The 17,305-nt window shown below is 38.7% G+C and carries 15 protein-coding genes and 1 pseudogene; 2 read left to right on the plus strand and 14 right to left on the minus strand.

What is annotated here, in order from left to right; genetic code table 11:
- Position 1: 1 nt before the first annotated feature.
- From LJD61_RS13045 to LJD61_RS20560, 12 genes and pseudogenes are all read right to left on the minus strand, one after another.
- Positions 2–1,390, minus strand: coding sequence for a TldD/PmbA family protein (locus LJD61_RS13045; RefSeq protein WP_255227994.1), 1,389 nt, complete (start codon positions 1,388–1,390; stop codon positions 2–4).
- A 44-nt stretch (positions 1,391–1,434) separates the two neighbouring features.
- Positions 1,435–1,749, minus strand: a complete 315-nt coding sequence (locus tag LJD61_RS13050; protein ID WP_255227995.1) for a thioredoxin family protein — start codon at positions 1,747–1,749, stop codon at positions 1,435–1,437.
- 60 nt (positions 1,750–1,809) lie between these two features.
- The gene (locus tag LJD61_RS13055) at positions 1,810–2,745 is read right to left on the minus strand and encodes a trigger factor (protein ID WP_255227996.1); all 936 of its coding nucleotides are present in this window, start codon (positions 2,743–2,745) and stop codon (positions 1,810–1,812) included.
- Between the two features lie 606 nt (positions 2,746–3,351).
- Positions 3,352–4,098 (minus strand): LytR/AlgR family response regulator transcription factor, encoded by a 747-nt coding sequence (locus tag LJD61_RS13060; RefSeq protein ID WP_255227997.1) that lies wholly within the window; start codon positions 4,096–4,098, stop codon positions 3,352–3,354.
- A gap of 239 nt (positions 4,099–4,337) precedes the next feature.
- Complete coding sequence (locus LJD61_RS13065; RefSeq protein WP_255227998.1) at positions 4,338–5,645, minus strand: GHKL domain-containing protein; 1,308 nt, start codon at positions 5,643–5,645, stop codon at positions 4,338–4,340.
- 247 nt (positions 5,646–5,892) lie between these two features.
- A complete protein-coding gene (locus LJD61_RS13070; protein WP_255227999.1) occupies positions 5,893–7,104 on the minus strand; it encodes a L,D-transpeptidase family protein in 1,212 nt (403 codons plus the stop codon).
- Between the two features lie 560 nt (positions 7,105–7,664).
- Positions 7,665–8,846: an MFS transporter gene (locus tag LJD61_RS13075; RefSeq protein ID WP_255228000.1), complete on the minus strand. Its 1,182-nt coding sequence runs from the start codon at positions 8,844–8,846 to the stop codon at positions 7,665–7,667.
- A gap of 176 nt (positions 8,847–9,022) precedes the next feature.
- Positions 9,023–9,340 (minus strand): phage tail assembly protein, encoded by a 318-nt coding sequence (locus LJD61_RS13080; protein WP_255228001.1) that lies wholly within the window; start codon positions 9,338–9,340, stop codon positions 9,023–9,025.
- Between the two features lie 80 nt (positions 9,341–9,420).
- Positions 9,421–9,810 carry a DUF4280 domain-containing protein gene (locus LJD61_RS20795; protein WP_408615433.1) on the minus strand — a complete coding sequence of 130 codons (390 nt, stop codon included), beginning with the start codon at positions 9,808–9,810 and terminating at the stop codon, positions 9,421–9,423.
- Positions 9,811–9,910: 100 nt separating this feature from the next.
- Positions 9,911–10,507: a phage baseplate assembly protein V gene (locus tag LJD61_RS13090; RefSeq protein WP_255228002.1), complete on the minus strand. Its 597-nt coding sequence runs from the start codon at positions 10,505–10,507 to the stop codon at positions 9,911–9,913.
- Between the two features lie 157 nt (positions 10,508–10,664).
- A complete protein-coding gene (locus LJD61_RS13095; RefSeq protein ID WP_255228003.1) occupies positions 10,665–11,519 on the minus strand; it encodes an AAA family ATPase in 855 nt (284 codons plus the stop codon).
- Positions 11,520–11,580: 61 nt separating this feature from the next.
- A pseudogene (locus LJD61_RS20560) lies at positions 11,581–11,769 on the minus strand (aminoglycoside 6-adenylyltransferase); the annotation flags it as partial.
- Between the two features lie 142 nt (positions 11,770–11,911).
- Between LJD61_RS20560 and LJD61_RS13105 the strand changes: the two are divergent.
- Positions 11,912–14,095: a WG repeat-containing protein gene (locus tag LJD61_RS13105; protein WP_255228004.1), complete on the plus strand. Its 2,184-nt coding sequence runs from the start codon at positions 11,912–11,914 to the stop codon at positions 14,093–14,095.
- 10 nt (positions 14,096–14,105) lie between these two features.
- Positions 14,106–15,734: a WG repeat-containing protein gene (locus LJD61_RS13110; RefSeq protein WP_255228005.1), complete on the plus strand. Its 1,629-nt coding sequence runs from the start codon at positions 14,106–14,108 to the stop codon at positions 15,732–15,734.
- A 38-nt stretch (positions 15,735–15,772) separates the two neighbouring features.
- Here the strand turns inward: LJD61_RS13110 and LJD61_RS13115 are convergent, their stop codons facing one another.
- The gene (locus LJD61_RS13115) at positions 15,773–16,555 is read right to left on the minus strand and encodes a class I SAM-dependent methyltransferase (protein ID WP_255228006.1); all 783 of its coding nucleotides are present in this window, start codon (positions 16,553–16,555) and stop codon (positions 15,773–15,775) included.
- Between the two features lie 114 nt (positions 16,556–16,669).
- Positions 16,670–17,302 carry a cation transporter gene (locus LJD61_RS13120; protein ID WP_255228007.1) on the minus strand — a complete coding sequence of 211 codons (633 nt, stop codon included), beginning with the start codon at positions 17,300–17,302 and terminating at the stop codon, positions 16,670–16,672.
- Between the last annotated feature and the right edge of the window lie 3 nt (positions 17,303–17,305).

Raw genomic sequence — 17,305 nt, forward strand, 5'->3', positions numbered from 1 at the left:
GTTATACCTCCTTCCTTCCACCCACAGTAAGTTCTGATACCCTCAAAGTAGGCTGTCCCACGGTTACCGGGACCGTACCGCTTTTAGCCCCGCACATCCCTATCCCATGCTCCAGATTGCTGCCTACCATGTCTATCTTTTTCAGGGTATCAAGACTATTGCCTATCAAAGCAGCACCCTTTACAGGCTCTTCTATTTTTCCGTTTCTTATTATATATCCCTCGCTGATGCTGAAATTGTAATCGCCGGTTGCTGTATTGACAGAACCGCCGTTCAATTCTTTGGCATATATTCCGTACTCGGTATTTGAGATGATTTCCTCCGGTGTGGAATTTCCGGCAGCTATAAAGGTATTGTTCATTCTGGCGGTAGGAGGATAACAATAGGATTCCCGGCGGCCTGAGCCGGTAGAGTCCATTCCCATCCTTCGGCTCCCCAGCTTGTCGACCAGATAGCCCTTTAATATTCCATTTTCGATCAATAAGTTTCTTTGGGTTGGTGTTCCTTCATCGTCAATATTCAGAGAGCCCCATATATTCATAAGTGTTCCATCGTCATATGCAGTCACAAGAGATGATGCAATGGGCTGTCCCAGTTTATCCGCAAATACCGATGAGTTGTAGGCGACACTCGCAGACTCCAGGCCATGGCCGCATGCCTCGTGAAAGAGAACTCCTCCGAATCCGTTTTCAATGACGACAGGAAATTTCCCAGATGGTGCAAAACCCGCCTTCAGCATGGTCTTTGCGCTGGCGGCGGCTTCTTTGGCATATGCTTCTATGTCAAGCTGCCGCATATATTCCAGTCCTCCAAAATAGCCCGGTCCTGTCCTTCCCGTCTCTTTGTCCGTGCCGCATACAGCCATTGCTTCGATTCCAAGGCGATTCCTGCACCTCACATCCTCAGCAAATACCCCTTCCGTATTGGCAATCAAAACGTTTTGAACATAATCAAAATATGATATGAAGGCCTGTTCAATAACCGGGTCATATCCCTTTGCAGCCTCATGAGCCCTGCGAAGCCAGCTTATCTTTTCCCTTCTCGTCACACTGTCAGGCATGATCTTTATATCATGCCTGTTTTTTATTGTGCTCCTCCGCAAATCAATAATAAGATCTTCCTTTTGAGCCCTTATTCCCTGTGCCGCAATCCGGGCTACTTTTATCAAATTTTCTTCCCCGGGATCATTAGTGTAGGCATAAACATAAAAATCGCCCTTCATAATGCGGATACCAATTCCAAAATCCCGTCCGGAAAGAGCTTTTTCCAGCACTCCGCCGATCATATTCAAAGCTTCGCCCGTCTTGTCCTCAACAAATATTTCAGCAAAGTCCCCTCCTGTTTCAATAGCAGCATTCAGTACTTTTTCTATAGTTCCTTGTGGCAGCATTAGACGATCTCCTCCAAACAATATTCATTTACAGCAATCTCTTCCTAATAAAGATACTCTTTTATCACTTCTTTTAGCTGCTCCAGTTCCATAAACCCAGTATTTCTCTTTAGTTCCTTGCCATCCTTCATAAAAAGTATGGTCGGCACGCCGCGAACCCGATTGCGGACAGCTATGTCCTTATTCTGTGTGGTATTCACCTTTACAATATTTACAAAAGGCAGCTCAAATTCTAACTCTTCTATGACTTTCATAAATCTTTTGCAGGGATTGCAGTTTTCTCCATACAAATCAACAACTGCAAAGCCTTCTTTTATAACTTCTTCAAAATTTTGTGCATTTGCTTCTATTACCGGCATTTTAACTCCTCCTAGTTCGTCAATAAACCTTATTTTCAAATATTTTGTTAAAATATAACCTTAAAAAGCTTGAAGCTTGCTTCCATAATATTCAGAAATTTTCTTTCTTAAAAATCCTGTGTATCGAAAGGCAATGTATCGAAAAAAAGGCTCCATTGCCTTGGCAATCTCAATATCCACTGATTCGTTCTTCGAAATTTCTTCAATATGTCCTTCGTAAGATCTCTCATCAAATATGATATCTTCTTTTTTAGCCATGTCCATTCCAACAAGAGCCATCTTCAATTCTTTCTCATGGCTTTTTCTGATATGTTCCTTAAATGCTTCAATACTGCCAAATCCCACTCTTGCACCCAGCTCTTTTTCAGACATTTCTTCGAAAACCAGCCCCTCCATTTTTGATAGAATTCTGCATCTGTCAAGCTCTTCTTCACAAAGCATTCTTACATCTTCGTCTGCAATGCAATACTCAGATCGATCGGCAACTTCCTTTAAAATTTCATAACTTATTTGTATAAGTCTTTCTTCCTTAAGTTTGGAAGCTCTCATTTTAAATAAATGGTCTTTAAGTTCTGGTACTGAATTAACCCCTTCTATATTTTCTTTTATGATCAATTCATCTGTAATGGCCGGAATTATTTTTCTCTTAATGCTCAGAATCTTAGTCTTAACAGCATGTCCGTCCACATCTATTATTTTTTCTTCATTCTTTTTAATATTTATAAGCTTCTCTTCAAAATTTTTATCGAACAAGCCTGCTCCTACAGCTATGGGAACATTAGACCTATTATATTTCTCCATGCTGCTCTCCATTTCTACCATAACAAAATCTCCGGCCTTTATCCCACCATCCGGCTCCACTGTTACGGCATGTTTCTTAGCTATCCCTTCCAGTGTTTTCAATATTTCTTTTTCATCTACTTCAATCCTCAGCAGGTTTTCAGGCACCTCTGCATCCTTGAAATCAAATATTTTGATCACCTTAGATTTGAACAAATCATTTTCTCCCCTTTTTTGCATGCGGCCGTATTTTCCCTTCGTCTTCTAATATTATATAATCGCCTCAACATCAAACCATTTATTTAACCTCCTTTTAACATATTTTTAATAAGAATTTTACAAATCCACAATTTAAATTTAATATTCCATAAAGGCTTTTACAATATTGTTTGCTTATTCCGGTAGTTATGAGGTCAGTTTCGTACGTTTTGATGTCAAGTTTTTATTAAAAGCTGCTGCAAGCTGTATAGACAATAAGGATAAAAAAACTGTACATAAAAAGGTCTTACATCCCAGTTCATGCACAGCATCAATGCGTACAAACCAATGTATATTTGTTTTATGGCTTCAATTATAAGCGGCAACTAAGTGACTTTTTGAAAGCGCTTTCTTATTTTTAAGGAGGAGTCTTGAAAAAAGGCTGGAAATAATGGTTGCCGCTTATAGATGTTTTCTTAAATTTAATGCAGCACTTCTATTTTTACAATATTGTTTGTCTATTTGGGTAATTATAATGTCTATTTCGTATATAGCCATGTTTTTTTCCGTAGTATAATTTTCACGGCAAAAAAATACCCGCCTAAAAAAGCGGGTCAAACCTCATCAATAAAATTTTATTCCTCTTTGGAGCAATAGCTCCTTTAGCTCATTGTATTTATCCCTGCTCAAGGGCAATTCTTCCTTCTTATCCTTCAGTTGCATCAAATAGGACCTCTTGAAATCATCAATCCTTATACTTTTTATTTTTTCAATGGGCACCAGAAAGGATTGATGTGAGCGAAAAAAGGAATGTTCACTGAAAATATGCTCCAATTTTTGCAGGGAATCTCTGCAATTGAATATCTCACCGTTCTCACAGATAATGCAGATTTTTCTTCCCCTCTTTTCAATATAAGAGATATCCTTTACATTAATTATTTCGAAGCCGCCTTCCACATTAATACCGATCTTTACTTCTTTTGCCGGCTTGTTGTGGCCCTTCAACTCCTTTACCCTAGATAAGGCCTGCTCCAGTCTGAGCAGGTTCACCGGCTTTGTAAGAAAGTCAACGGGCCGGTATTCATAGCCCTTAAGGGCAAAACCGGCATATCCAGTTAAAAATATGATCATGATGTCAGGATAATGATACTGTATGTGCTTTGCAAGTTCAAAACCGTTTATATCTTTCATATCAATATCCAGGAAAATCAAATCAACTTCATGATTTTGCAGGAATTTAACAGCATCGGTGCCATTATCGGCTTCGCCTGCGATGCTGATATAATTAAAAGTGCTCAAGGAAGCCTTTATAGCATCAAGGCATATTTGTTCGTCATCTACTAGCAAGACCTTTAACTGTAAGCTTATCATAATCATCTCCAATCATTCCATATACTGCTGCAGCATGTATAAGCTCAAAATTCAAATTCATAATATAATACTACTTTGATATATTGCCATTGACTGTCATCCTGAGCGCAGGGAAGAATCCCAGACCTTATAGGAGTTCATGCATTTGCCCGGGTCTTGTCTTTTGGGCCTGAGACTCTTCCTTTGTCAGAGTGACATAAAAAGCACAGCTTTTTACAAGTTAACAAAGTAGTAATAACTCAATATTTTATAGGAATCTGAACAATAAAATGAATGATGTCATCCTCAAATTCAGTATAAATGATACCTTCATATTTGGATACGATTTTCTGCACTGTATTCAATCCGATTCCTTCATGGGAAGCTTTTGTCGAGTAACCTGAGTCAAATATATTCTTAAAGCTATTTTTGCCCTTTTCTATTTTGTTGGATACCTTAAAAACACAATTTCCGCTGCGTTTCAGGATCATAATTTTCACCCATGGAGAGCCCTCCTGATGCTGTTCCACCTCATCTATTGCATTCTGAAGCAGATTCCCTAATATTTTGTTTATTTCATAAACAGTACATGGAATATTCTCTAAATTATAATGTATTAAAATTTGAAGATCAATTCCCTTATTTGCCGCAAGCTTTCTAAAGTTGCCGAGCAGCGCACCGACAGCCGGATGGTATAAATTCAGGATATCATTGGCCTCATGTGTATCCTTTACCATAGTCTTAACATAATCTCTGCATTCCGAATTATTTCCGTTTTCCAGCATTCCTAAAATGGCCTGCAAATGGAAATTAAAATCATGACGCTGAGAACGTATAATCTCAATAAACCCCAGCATCTCCTTCTGATATTGCTTATCAATGAAGATCTCTACTCTTTCCATCCCGTAGAAAACCAATATTCTCATAAGATAAAGAAATAGTGTGAAAAAAATTATCGTGAAAATAAGCAAGGGGACTTGTTGGTTAAAAGAGTATGAAAGACCCTCCATGATATAAAAAATCCAAGCTACCATCAAGACCAGTACAAAAATAATCAATTGCACATATCTATTAAAGCTCTTTCTCTGGCTTTTCTCTAAATCAGGATACAGTGTCCAATTCCGGGAAAAAAGGCTTATCTTATTCAAATATATGGCAGTCCACAGCAAAGAGTAAGTGAGAACAGCCGCGAAGCCTATATATAACCTTGCTTCATCAATATTCCCATCCATAAAAAAATAGGCTGCAGCCTGTTTGCTTAATATTTGCATAATAAGCTCTAAAATCAGTCCCAGCAAAACGGCTATGATCGTATAGGAATATTTATGCTTGAATGCTTTTTTCATAACAGGTATCAATGAAAGATAAATCAATAAAATTGCGTAATCGCTTGTCAAGATATCATAAAAGAAGTAATAGGCAATGCTCATGATTATTATTAAAAAAATCAGCTTTTTTATAATTTTTTGAAGCTCTTCTCCTATTAGAGAAAGTCCCAACAGGAGTGTAATCCCTATTGAAAGGGCATGTATTATTGCTGCAATAATTTTGTAAACATTATACCACATTGATTCTCCACCTACTTTTCATCACATTATGAAAGATACAATAATCGATATTTTGCAGCAAATTCAAAATTATGCATACATAAATTCTCATTATAGAAATTATATCATATCAAAATTCCGGTGTGAATCAACTCCTTTTAAGCACTTAACCTCACTCCTTGCATATTCATGCGCAGCGAAAAGGCCTTTTTACCCTATATAGCAATTTAAAGGCAGAATTAAAAAACACAGGCTGACCACCTGTGCTTTATTCTTTATAACTAATAATAGGTATCCCTTCTTCTATGTTATCGAAAATTGTTTTTGCCAAATATAGCGGAGCATTTATGCATCCATGGGTTCCGTTTCTTTTATATATTTCTCCTCCAAAAGAATGCCTCCAGCTGGCATCATGTATTCCCATATTCCCGAAGAAAGGCATCCAATAGGTTACTTCAGATGCATAATTTGCTCCCCTTAAGGTCGCACCCTTTTGCTTATAGTTAAGCATATAAGTCCCCGTCACAGTGGAATGCCCCCTATTGGGATTTCCTGTTACTACAGGGCCCTGGGTGATAAGCTTTCCATTTTTATAAAACCATAAATACTGCCTCGTTATATTGACTTCTACATAAGTGCCGCCTATTTCATCTGCGCCCCTGAATAATGCCTTTTGAACATATATAGGCTCTTTTTCAACAGTTTCACCGAGATCTATATTTTTCAATAACGCTTTTGTTTCAGCAACAAGATCAATCTTCCATCCATAAAGCCCGCCTTCGACCTCTATTACTTTTCCTGTAGATGTTTTAAAACTCCTTTTTATCCCAACCGTATCATATTTTTTGCTCAATTCCTTTATATATCCCATCACTCCTGTTTTGTCTATTAGCACATCCAAATTTTCATCTACAATGAGCCATTTATTTATTTTATCTCCATCCACTATCTCACTCTCACTGCCAAATTTATAATTTATATTTGCGGATACATACTTATTTAATAGCCTTAATGTTTCCGGTGTCTTATCAGAGTTTAAGGTATACTTCGGATTTTCATAGCAAAGCTTTTCATCTATATCCAGCTTCAAGTTTCCGTTTAATATGCTTAGCTTTATAGCTTCATACAGTTTATCCTTCAATATTTTATTCCCCTGAACTTCTTCAATCAATTCATAGGAACCATTTGAGTACTTAAAATCCACATTCCGGGGCTCAATTATATCCTTCTTCAAGCAATTTAGATTATTTATTTCATTATCCAGATCATTTTCATCATAAACAAACAGATCATTTACATAATATTTTTGTTCTTTAAACAATGAACCTATCCATGTAAACGGATTTTTCCTGCGCAATATCTCAGGGATGCTGTTTCCTTTATTGTATTGCATCTGTATAGCCTGCCCTGTTATTTCTTGCGTTTTGCCGCCTCTTTCTATCAACTGCAGCTTATAGCCTTTAATATAATTTTTTACCATATGGCCCGTCTCATTATGCGCTTTAAGTGAGAGGTCTATCCCATTTATAACTGTGTTGAAAAAGAAATGATTGATAAAGTATAATGAAATAATTAAATAGATCAGTATAATGGAAAGTGTTGGAATAAGGATATTTCCTGTAAACCTATTCATAAAAAACTTTTTTATATTAATATTCTTCATACCGGCTTATACCTACTATTGAATTAATCTGTTGTGCTGGCTGATAACAAGTATAAAGCTTCAAGGCTAAGACTTTGCAAGCTTGTATAGGGCTGCGTCAAAACTTTTCCTATACATCGCTAACAAACTCTAAGCCTCTTTACATTGAACGAGACTTCATTCAGTGAGGTCTCCAACTCCACTGAATGCTAGTCGAGTCCATACAAGGTTAATTGCCCCCCCGCAGGGGCAAGAGAAGGTGCCCTGGGGCACTGGACTTAGCCGCCCTTAGCACCAGCCTCCTATAGAGGCGGGGGTCTTAGGGCGGGTTAGTTCAGTGATATACTCTTTTATCAGTTAGCACAACAAGTTCAATTAAAAAAGTTATATTAAGATAATTATATGTTTGTGTTAATGTTATATTCATTTTCCCTATATTTAGTTTGCCATAAATAAAAAAGCAAAAAACCAGCCAAACACAAGAACGAGCCAGCAAGCATGGCAAATGTTATGTCAATATCTGCTAATTTGCCATATATCAAATTGGCTCCTATACCGGTACAGTCTATAATTACTGCATTGATGCTAAGCTCGGTGGCCCGATTTTGTGAAATCACCTGCCTGTTTTGCAATTCCATTTGCAATGGTTGAAACAAGCTGAAGCTTATCCGCAGCATCACGATGGATACAACAGAAAGCCAGGCATCAGCTGTTGCTGCAAGAATAATACATGCCATTGCAGCCGCTCCGTACAAAATCGATGCAAACCGCATAATGCCAAGCTTCCGAGTCAGCCTTTCAGAAAAAACACCCAGGACACCAACTATTGTAACGCCTATATAGATATATCCTATTGCAGAATCGGATAATCCGCATTTTACATATTGAATCTGGTTTAAAAACACCGTAATAGTTTGGTGAGTTTCATTCAATAAAGCAACACCTATCAAAAACAAAATAAGGTATTTGTTTTTCAATGTCCGCTTTAGCAGCTCGACGAATTCTTTAACCTCTGCTTTTGCCTTTTCATTGTCATTGTTTTTAACCTCTACCAACCAGAAAGCAATTATGGCAGCAATCCCATAACTGCAAACAGTCAGAAATCCTGAGAGTCTATAATTATCTTTAATAAATAGGGAGTATATTGCAGCAGCAAAAAGCAAACCTATTGTTTGTAAATTATTGTAGATTCCAAATATTTTTTGTGCTCTACTCTTATCACAGGATAAATACAGGATGCTGCTGTCCACACCTGATAGTCCCGAAATTACTATACTCAGCATGATTCTTTCGGCCAAGAATGCTCCAAAACCCGCCGCTTTCCAAAATACAATCTTAGAAAGGAAATATAGTACACAGCAAAAAAGCATAGTTTTTTTGTAACCTATTCTATCGGCAACAATACCCCAGGGAAGCTCAAAAAGTAGGCAAAGGGTAAGAGATATAGCCTCTATAATAGTGATCTGAAAAATAGTTATACCGGCTGATTGACGGTATAAAGCAGCAATTGGCCCATAGAATACCATGCCTTGTAAAAGGGCAATAGCATACATGAGCCAAACATTTCTCTCTGGCTTCATAAAAGTAAGGTCCTTTCTATCTTAAATTTAAGCATAAAAAACAGTACTGCCGCAAGCAGCACAAATTATTGCTTTATTTACGCTTAAATCGGACAATACATTATGAATCCCTCTCCATATCTATTTGATTTCATTATATCATTTTCGTATACAAAAACAAGTGTTATCAAAATATCTCATTCCTCCGGCTGCATGGGGGATTGTCCAATCTCATTGATACTCTTATAAAATTCCTGCAAATAGGTAAAATCAGAAGCAAATAGGTTTTCAATAATATTCGTATCGACCATCTTGAAGTCACCTAGTCTGGTAATAACCCTCGACAAAATTATTATGTTCAAATAGCCCAGATTTTGCTGCACACGTATATCTCGCATGGGCAATATCTCATCTGCCGCCGTCGCCAAGCGCATAAGACCTTTCTTATGTATATTCCCCTCCTTATCCACATAGCCCTTGGGCAGTTCAAATTCAAACTCAGTCTTGAATGCCATGCTCTTTCCTCTCTTTCCTTATTATCGTTGTTCTCTCGTCTTCTGTGCAATTCTAAAAATAACAAATTCTTTCAGTTTCTTTACGGAACCTGAATCGTCACTTGCCCCGCATCAATGATCTGAATCACACCACCCCACACACACATCAATTTAGACGTATTATTCAGGGCTGGCATACCATCAATGAGCACCGTGGGTGAACCAGGCGTCCACGGTGCAGTTGTGACAGGGATGCAAGGCATCGGCGTCAATACGCCTAATGCTGCCGCCGTAGCAGCTGCTACCGTCGGATTTGCCAGGGACTGGCACATGCCGAAAGGCAGAACATTAACCATCGGCTTATTGTCCATGATATTGGCAACAGGCCCTCTGAAAGTGATCACCCTGCTTTGGGGCATCACCATAAGAGAAGATGGCGCCAAACCAAAAGAGCACGACAGTATGGCACCATTGCACACACACATTCCCAACGTATTTTCCTCCTTTTTTCTGCGTTTTCAGCAGATCAAGCTAATTTGTTTCATCCAATGCCTGCTGGCTTTCTGCGCCTGGATTGATAAAAATTCGTTCTCAATTGATTTTGATCATTGAGCCTTTCAGATCCAGGATGCCACAAGATTGAATATTTAAGGAGGCATTGGCTTTCAGTGAAATGATATCTGCTTTTAACGCGGCTTTCCCACCACGACCGTCCAGTTCCAGAGAAGCTCTATCTCCGCCTGCTTTAAAGGAGATGTTGTCTTCTGCGGCTATCACAATTTTTCCGTTTTCCCCATCGATCTGCAGCATATTTTTCCCATCTTTATCTTGAATCACGATCATTTGTTTCTCATCTTCCAGGGTGATTTTCAGATTTTTCGGAGTATGTATCTCCAGACGTTCCTTATCTTTTTTGCTCCAAAGTGAACCGATGACATAATACCGGCTCACTTCACCCCCATGAAAGGCCAGAAGCACTTCGTCACCCACTTCCGGCAGCCAATAAGTACCATAGCCATTGCAGGCGTAAGGCTGGGCAACCTGCATCCAATCGGTCATGGTCTTGCCTTCTTCCTCTAAGAAGACCTCCACCTTGACCATGCCCGGATGTTCTCCGTCCGCATCCCAGTTTTCTGTAACAGTCCCCGTTGTTATCCCATGGATATTCCGAACTTTTTCTTTTTCCATTTTTCTTCCACTCCCTTGTCCTAATTTTATCATTTTTTCGCTAAGAGTGGATCGAAATTTTGGGAAGAATATCGGTTGTTGTATATTTTGTGTTGTAGATAAACCCTTATGAGCTATTGCAGGAAAAGCCTGCCCAAACAGGGGCATACTTTCAGCATCAAAACTCGTCTTCATATTTTTTGAAGAATTCATAATATGTGCGCACATTTTCCAGTTCTGTCCACCGTTTCACATCGACAGGATTTTCATCCAGATCATATATCTTTGCTCCGTGCATGGCAAGCAAAAATGGCGAATGTGTCGATATAATAAACTGACAGCCCAAGAACCTTGCAGAATCCTCAATAAATTTCATCAATTCCATCTGGCGTTTTGGGGAAAGACTATTTTCCGGCTCATCCAATATATAGAGTCGGTTTTCGGCGATTTTTTCGGTAAAATATAGGAAAGCACTTTCTCCATTCGAATATTCCCGTACATTATCCATCAATTCATGCCTCACAAAACGAGACTGGGTTTTACTTCTGGCTGAATTTACTTTTTTAAGCTGCTCGTAATCCGCTATAGATTTCATCATAAAATTAGAATATTTCGCATCCAAATATTCATCAAAAAGTTTTTCCCGTTTTTGGTCAATTCCTTTATTGAGATTACGGATGTTCAGCATATAATCAAATACATCATCGCTGGTGATAATCCTGCTGCCTTCAGGAATACCGCCTTCAAGCCGCATCTCACACATATTGACATAGTCGGGATAAAAATTAGATTTGTTATAGATAGAATCACGATTGATCCCGGTTTTTTCTGCTATTACATTTAAAGCTGTCGATTTTCCTGAGCCGTTTCCGCCATATAAGATAGTAACCGGCTCAAAATCAATTCTTTCAAGACCATGCCTTGATAATATCTTAAACGGATAAAACGAGTCGTAGCATGTTCTTTTTATACCAATAAAAAAGTTAAATTCCATATCTCCATTTGGAAATGTAAAAGTATTTAAATAGATCATTATCGTCTTCCTTTTCCGATTTCATCTATTTTCCTGCAGTTCTGCCGATAACTTCCGCTCAATCTATCCAAGTCTCATCCTGATAAAAAGATTTTGTTTCCGGCACTATATATATAATATCATAATCCTTAAATATATTTTTAGACACATTAGGATTCGTCCGGGAGCCATTCATATATACGGCACGGATACCTTCGTAACTAGACCATGCAAAGGTGCAAAAGCTGCTAAGATAGAATAAGCAGCAAATTCTGCATATTCGGACAAATATTGATATGCTATAATCCTTTTGATATTATAAGATTAGTTTGCTAGAGAGGTTATTTACATGAACACTCTAGAGACAAAATCAACAGTTAACATTGTGCGCAGTACCATTAAAGGAGGTAAATATGAAAAAACTTAAGTTGTTTCTTGTTATCGTTATTACTTTTGCAATGATTACAGTTATTACTAGTGCAGAAAAGAAGCCGGAGTACATATTTGACTATATTGGTAAATATTCAGAAGGCAGAGCTGTAATAGGCATTTGGGGAGGTCAATGGACATACGGTTATATTGACAATGCAGCTAAAATAGTGATTGAATCAAAATACAGAGATGCCAGGGGCTTTTCAAGCGGAGCAGCTTCTGTCGGAGTTAGCGATTCTGGTAAGCCAATTAAATACGGATTTATTAACAAGGACGGTTCTTACTTAATCGAGCCTAAATTTGATGAAACAGGAGATTTCCACAAGATACCCGGAACAAATACAGAGGTTGCAATGATAGGAACAGGCGAAACCAAGGCCGGAAGAAAGTACGGCTTTGTGCTCAAGGATGGCTCGTACCTCGTAAGCCCCCAGTTTGACGGTGTCACTAATTATTGGTCAGCCGGAAGCTGCGGATATAATATTGTATATAATGAAAAAAACGGTAAGAAGCTTTACGGATTACTTGATTCAAGTGGAAAGCTGATTATTGATACAAAATATTCTTTTATTTCTGTCGGTAAGTATGATGTTGGCAAAGGTTATATTGACGTAAGGGCAGACGATTTATATGGCTTCTATGATATAAAAAGGGGTAAATTGATAGAGCCAGAATATACCGCTGTTATGCTGGCAACAGATTATGGTGTCAGAACTACAAAAAAGACAAATGGAAAGGAAAAGGTCGGGTTCTATTTTAATAATGGGAAAATAATACAGCCGAAATTTGACTGGCTCTGGCACTGGGATTCGGGAGACACGCTCTATATGACCGAACTGAACGGTAAATATGGGCTTCTGGGAAAAAACGGTGATGAAATAGTAGAGCCTATATATGATGATATGCGAAACTACGGCAGTTGGATTTATGCAGTACTGAATGGACAAACTGTATTGGTAAATGCGGATGGTAAACTAATTGACGATAAAAAATTTGACTCAGCGGGTAGATTGAGCGGTTTTGATTTACTTCTTGTTGAGGTTAAAGGAAAGAAAGGCATATTAGACATAGCGAGCAATTCATATTTGATAGATCCAAAGTATGATGAGATATACTCCTTCTTTGTAGATGGCTATGCAAAAGTAAAGCTGAATGGAAAAGAGGGAATAATAGATAGAAATGGAAAGACTCTGCTAGAGCCTGTCTATGATTATATATACACAAACTTTTATACAAGTCAAATAAAAACAGAAATAATAAATCCAGACGGAACCAAGTCTTATTCGTACGAAGACGATAAAAGCAATCCCCCGGTTGTTAAGGTGAAAAAGGACGGGAAAGAATTCTTCCTAAACAGTGACTTCACTCCCCTGAATCAGGAGGAGAGCAGTGCTGTTGGTGATTATGATTCGATAGGCATGTTTGAAGACGGGGTAGCAAGAGTTACAAAAGGTGATAAAATCGGATACGTAAGAAAGGATTATTCTTATGTCGTGAAGCCGGTTTGGGATAGCGCTTTCAGAGCAGTAAACGCATCCGATACTAATGATGGATACTATGGCTATTTTCATATCAAAAAAGGTGAAAAATGGGGTATCGTATTCATGGATGGAACTGTAATTGAGCCTGTTTCAGAAAGTATGCTCTCGGTTGGAGAGTATGAAATTGCAGTTGTAACAATTAACGGAAAACAGAAATATATAAAAAAGGACGGCAAGTTTCTGGACAATATAGAATACCAGTACGCATACCCCTTCAGCGAAGGTAAAGGACTTGTACATACTAGCTATACAGAATGTTATTTCATAGATGAAAACGGTAAAAAAGTAAGCGGTATATATCCAACTGCAACCCCGTACCGGGAAGGCCTTGCTTTTGTATTTACAAGTTCAGGAGGGAGATACATAGATCATAATGGCAATATTGTACTCGGTGAAAAGGTAAATTTCGTTCATGGTTTTCCTTTTAACAAAGGTATTGCCTTGGCTTTACAATACTCTGGAGAAAAGGGCATAAACCTGTATGGCTTACTAAAAAAGGATGATACCTGGCTAGTGGCTCCATTGTTTGACAGGGTAGAAATTCTTGGAGATTTTAACTACAAGTTTTACTTGAACGGCAATGAAGCTGAAGTAATGCCAGACGGCAAGATTAACTGGAAATAAGGAGAGAGATATGAGAAAAATAATTATTAATATCATTTGTATACTGCTGCTATCTTCTATAATAGTATCTGCGGACATAGATAATTCAAGCAGTATAGATCTGAAACCCAAGCTTGACACAAATGCCGGAAAATACGGCTATATTGACAAAAGCGGAAACTGGATAATCACTCCCAGCTTTCAAGAAGCGTCAGAATTTTCCGATGGCCTGGCCCTTGTAAGGTGCTTTGATGAAAATGACAGTCAAGTCACTTATACCGGATACATAGATAGTAAAGGTGAGCTTGCCTTTGATAAGAAGTTTGTCAGTGGTTATTCCTTCAAAAATGGTTACGCTGTAGTAACCGACAAGGATGAAAAGGTGAGTTTAATTGATAAAAGGGGCAATGTTGTTCTTGAAACGGATTATTATTATTACGGCAGTAATTCTACGGTAGCCGGAATACATACAGAAATAAGTGATATGCCTACAGGCCGAAGCGGTATCAGCCCCAAAGTAGGGTATATCACCGATGATTTAAAGCTTATAAAGCCAATGTTTAGCGGCGGCCCATCCTACTATATACTAGACGACAGCGAAGAGTCCTTTCCACAAGTACCATATTCAGAATATGATTCGAGTGGAAAAGAGCTTAAGTTTGTCCGCTACTTGATAAATACAAAAATGGAGCCTGTAGAAATGCCTTCAGGCTTTGTCAGCAGCATAAAGGATGGCATGATTCTGATTGATGGGGACAATGGTTTCGCCTTTATGAACATGGATGGAGAAATATTCGATGAAATTTATTCTTCTCAAACGGGGCAAAAGCATAAATTTGTGAGGGCCGAGAGCTTTAGTGAAGGACATGCTGTTGTCGGAGTTGAAGATGTGCTGTCCGATCCTTACGGAGACCCTGTTACAGCTTATGGATACATAAATAAGGACGGATCAACCTTTAAGGAGCCTGAGTACTTATCTGCAAACTCATTTAGTGAGGGGCTTGCGGCGGTTCAGCCTTATCCGAGCCATGCTCTCAGCATGAGTATTTTAAAGACAAACGGTGAGTATCTGCTGCCTCCTCAAACACGGCAGGAAATTGCTTATTCCGAAAATGAGGAAGATTATTTTGCAACAGGCCTATATACTCAAGAGGAGTATGATTTTGTCAAATCAGAAGTCAAAAGGATAGTAAGCGAAGTAACCGGCAAGAATATGAGTGACTTGGAAAAACTGGCCGCCATTCATAAATATGTGATTGACCATGGCAACTATAGCCTTATACAGGCTAAAGACCCGACTCCTCTCGGGCTAAGGTATATGTTTGAAGCTATAGGAATTTTAAAAGGCAGAACTGTAGTATGTGATGGCTATACCAAACTCTTAGGATTGCTTTTAAACGAAGCGGGAATTGAGAATATGTATGTTTCCGGGGAAGCAGCACCAGGAGGGGGTGAACGTTATATACCACACTCCTGGAATTTGGTTAAAATCGGAGAGAAGTATTATCATATTGATGCAACATGGGATGATGATGAAGGCCCTAATAAGTATTATCTTGTATCAGACAAATATATGAAAGAAAGCAGGAGATGGGAATACTCAGATTATCCCGCAGTTTCTAAAGGGTATTATGATGATACATGGCAGTCAAAAAAATAGATTTCTGAAAATATCACAATAAAGTCACAATCCAAATATCAGAAAACTAACAAAGGCTTCTTGGCTAAGTACAAGTCAACGGTGTCATATATAGTGATTTTACCGCCGAATTTCTCTATCCCCTCTTCTATTTCACCCTCTAATCCTTTTTTTATACTGTACGGTAACGCCCTATGGTCTGAATATGTGTTCAATAAGGATATGTAATTTTGTGAGGTTAGGGTTCGCACATTCTTGTATAGCTTGGTAGTAACATCTATAAAATCGTATGCTAATAAATTATCTTCATATCGCTTACAAGTGCTTCCATCAAATTCAATCGGATTTTCGTCAGAAGGCATATATTTATTATATGCTTTCCTTATTTCTTCATGTATAGGATCATTTTTGCGATTAACAAATGGATGATTCCAGAATAATGCTATGGTTCCGCCTGGCTTTAACAGGCCATGCGCCTTAGTAAGCCCTAAATCCTGCGGAATCCAGTGAAAAGCAGTTGCTGAATATATGATATCGTATTGATTTTGTCCAGATATGAAGCTTTCAAAGTCAACATTCTTCACTTCAAAGTTACTGAATGTCATAAACTTCTGCTTTACATACTCAGCCAGATTATTACCGAGTTCAACAGCTGTTACTTTGCAACCTGTTTGCAGAATGGATAAGGTTGCCTGACCTGTTCCAATACCGATTTCAAGGGCTTTTTTCGTACTATTTATTTTAGAATAATTGATTATATCATCGAATATTTTCGTTCCATATGTTGGACGCCATCGATCATAATTTAATACATCTTCATTGAATTTCAAACGCAAATCCATGTTTTCACCACCATATCTTAATGAAGTTATAATTCTTGCTCAATAAATTTGAATCCAATCAACCTTTAACATTATGGTTGATGCCGGCAGTCCCTCGGCGGCGGAGCATTTCATTTATGAGTTTTGTTTCCAAATCACTATATCATCTCTGCCGCATATCGTAATAATACCGTTCATAATGAGATAAGCTGCAACAATTATCGACCCTCCCAAGTCCACATACCGCGCCATAGGCGCAGCAGGAGCAGCAGCAAGGAATGTCAAAGAGATCGTCACACAAGCATCCACGACCGACTTTGCACAGTAAAGCTTGCCTTGTACGGCAAGTATCGCATCCGGTTTTTCAATATTGAGTTTGCGGTAGCGCAACCAGAACCATGAGTTCGTCGTTACGCCCAGCACTGCAATTACGAGGCCCGGAATGACGTTCCCTTTTTCTGTATTGGACGAGAACAATGCGATGAACAGCATAGCTGCGCCGGACAGACACATTGCCGCTCCAACGCATAAATTTGCAGTGCGTTCCAGCTTATCCTTACGCACTGGATCCGGCTCACCGCTTTTATGCAGAATGCGGAACACTGCCCATGATACGACTATCGAGACCAGTTCTGCCGTGCGGCGAATGAAATCCGCGAGCTGCGTAGATGAGCGGCCAAAAAAAAGTGCCGCTCCCACGACTATTGGACCGGGCGAACTCATTACTACCGAAGCGAGAAGTGTACGCTCGCCTGATTTTTCTTTCATGAT

Source organism: Lutispora saccharofermentans (genome assembly GCF_024363565.1).
Classification (GTDB): Bacteria; Bacillota; Clostridia; order Lutisporales; family Lutisporaceae; genus Lutispora; species Lutispora saccharofermentans.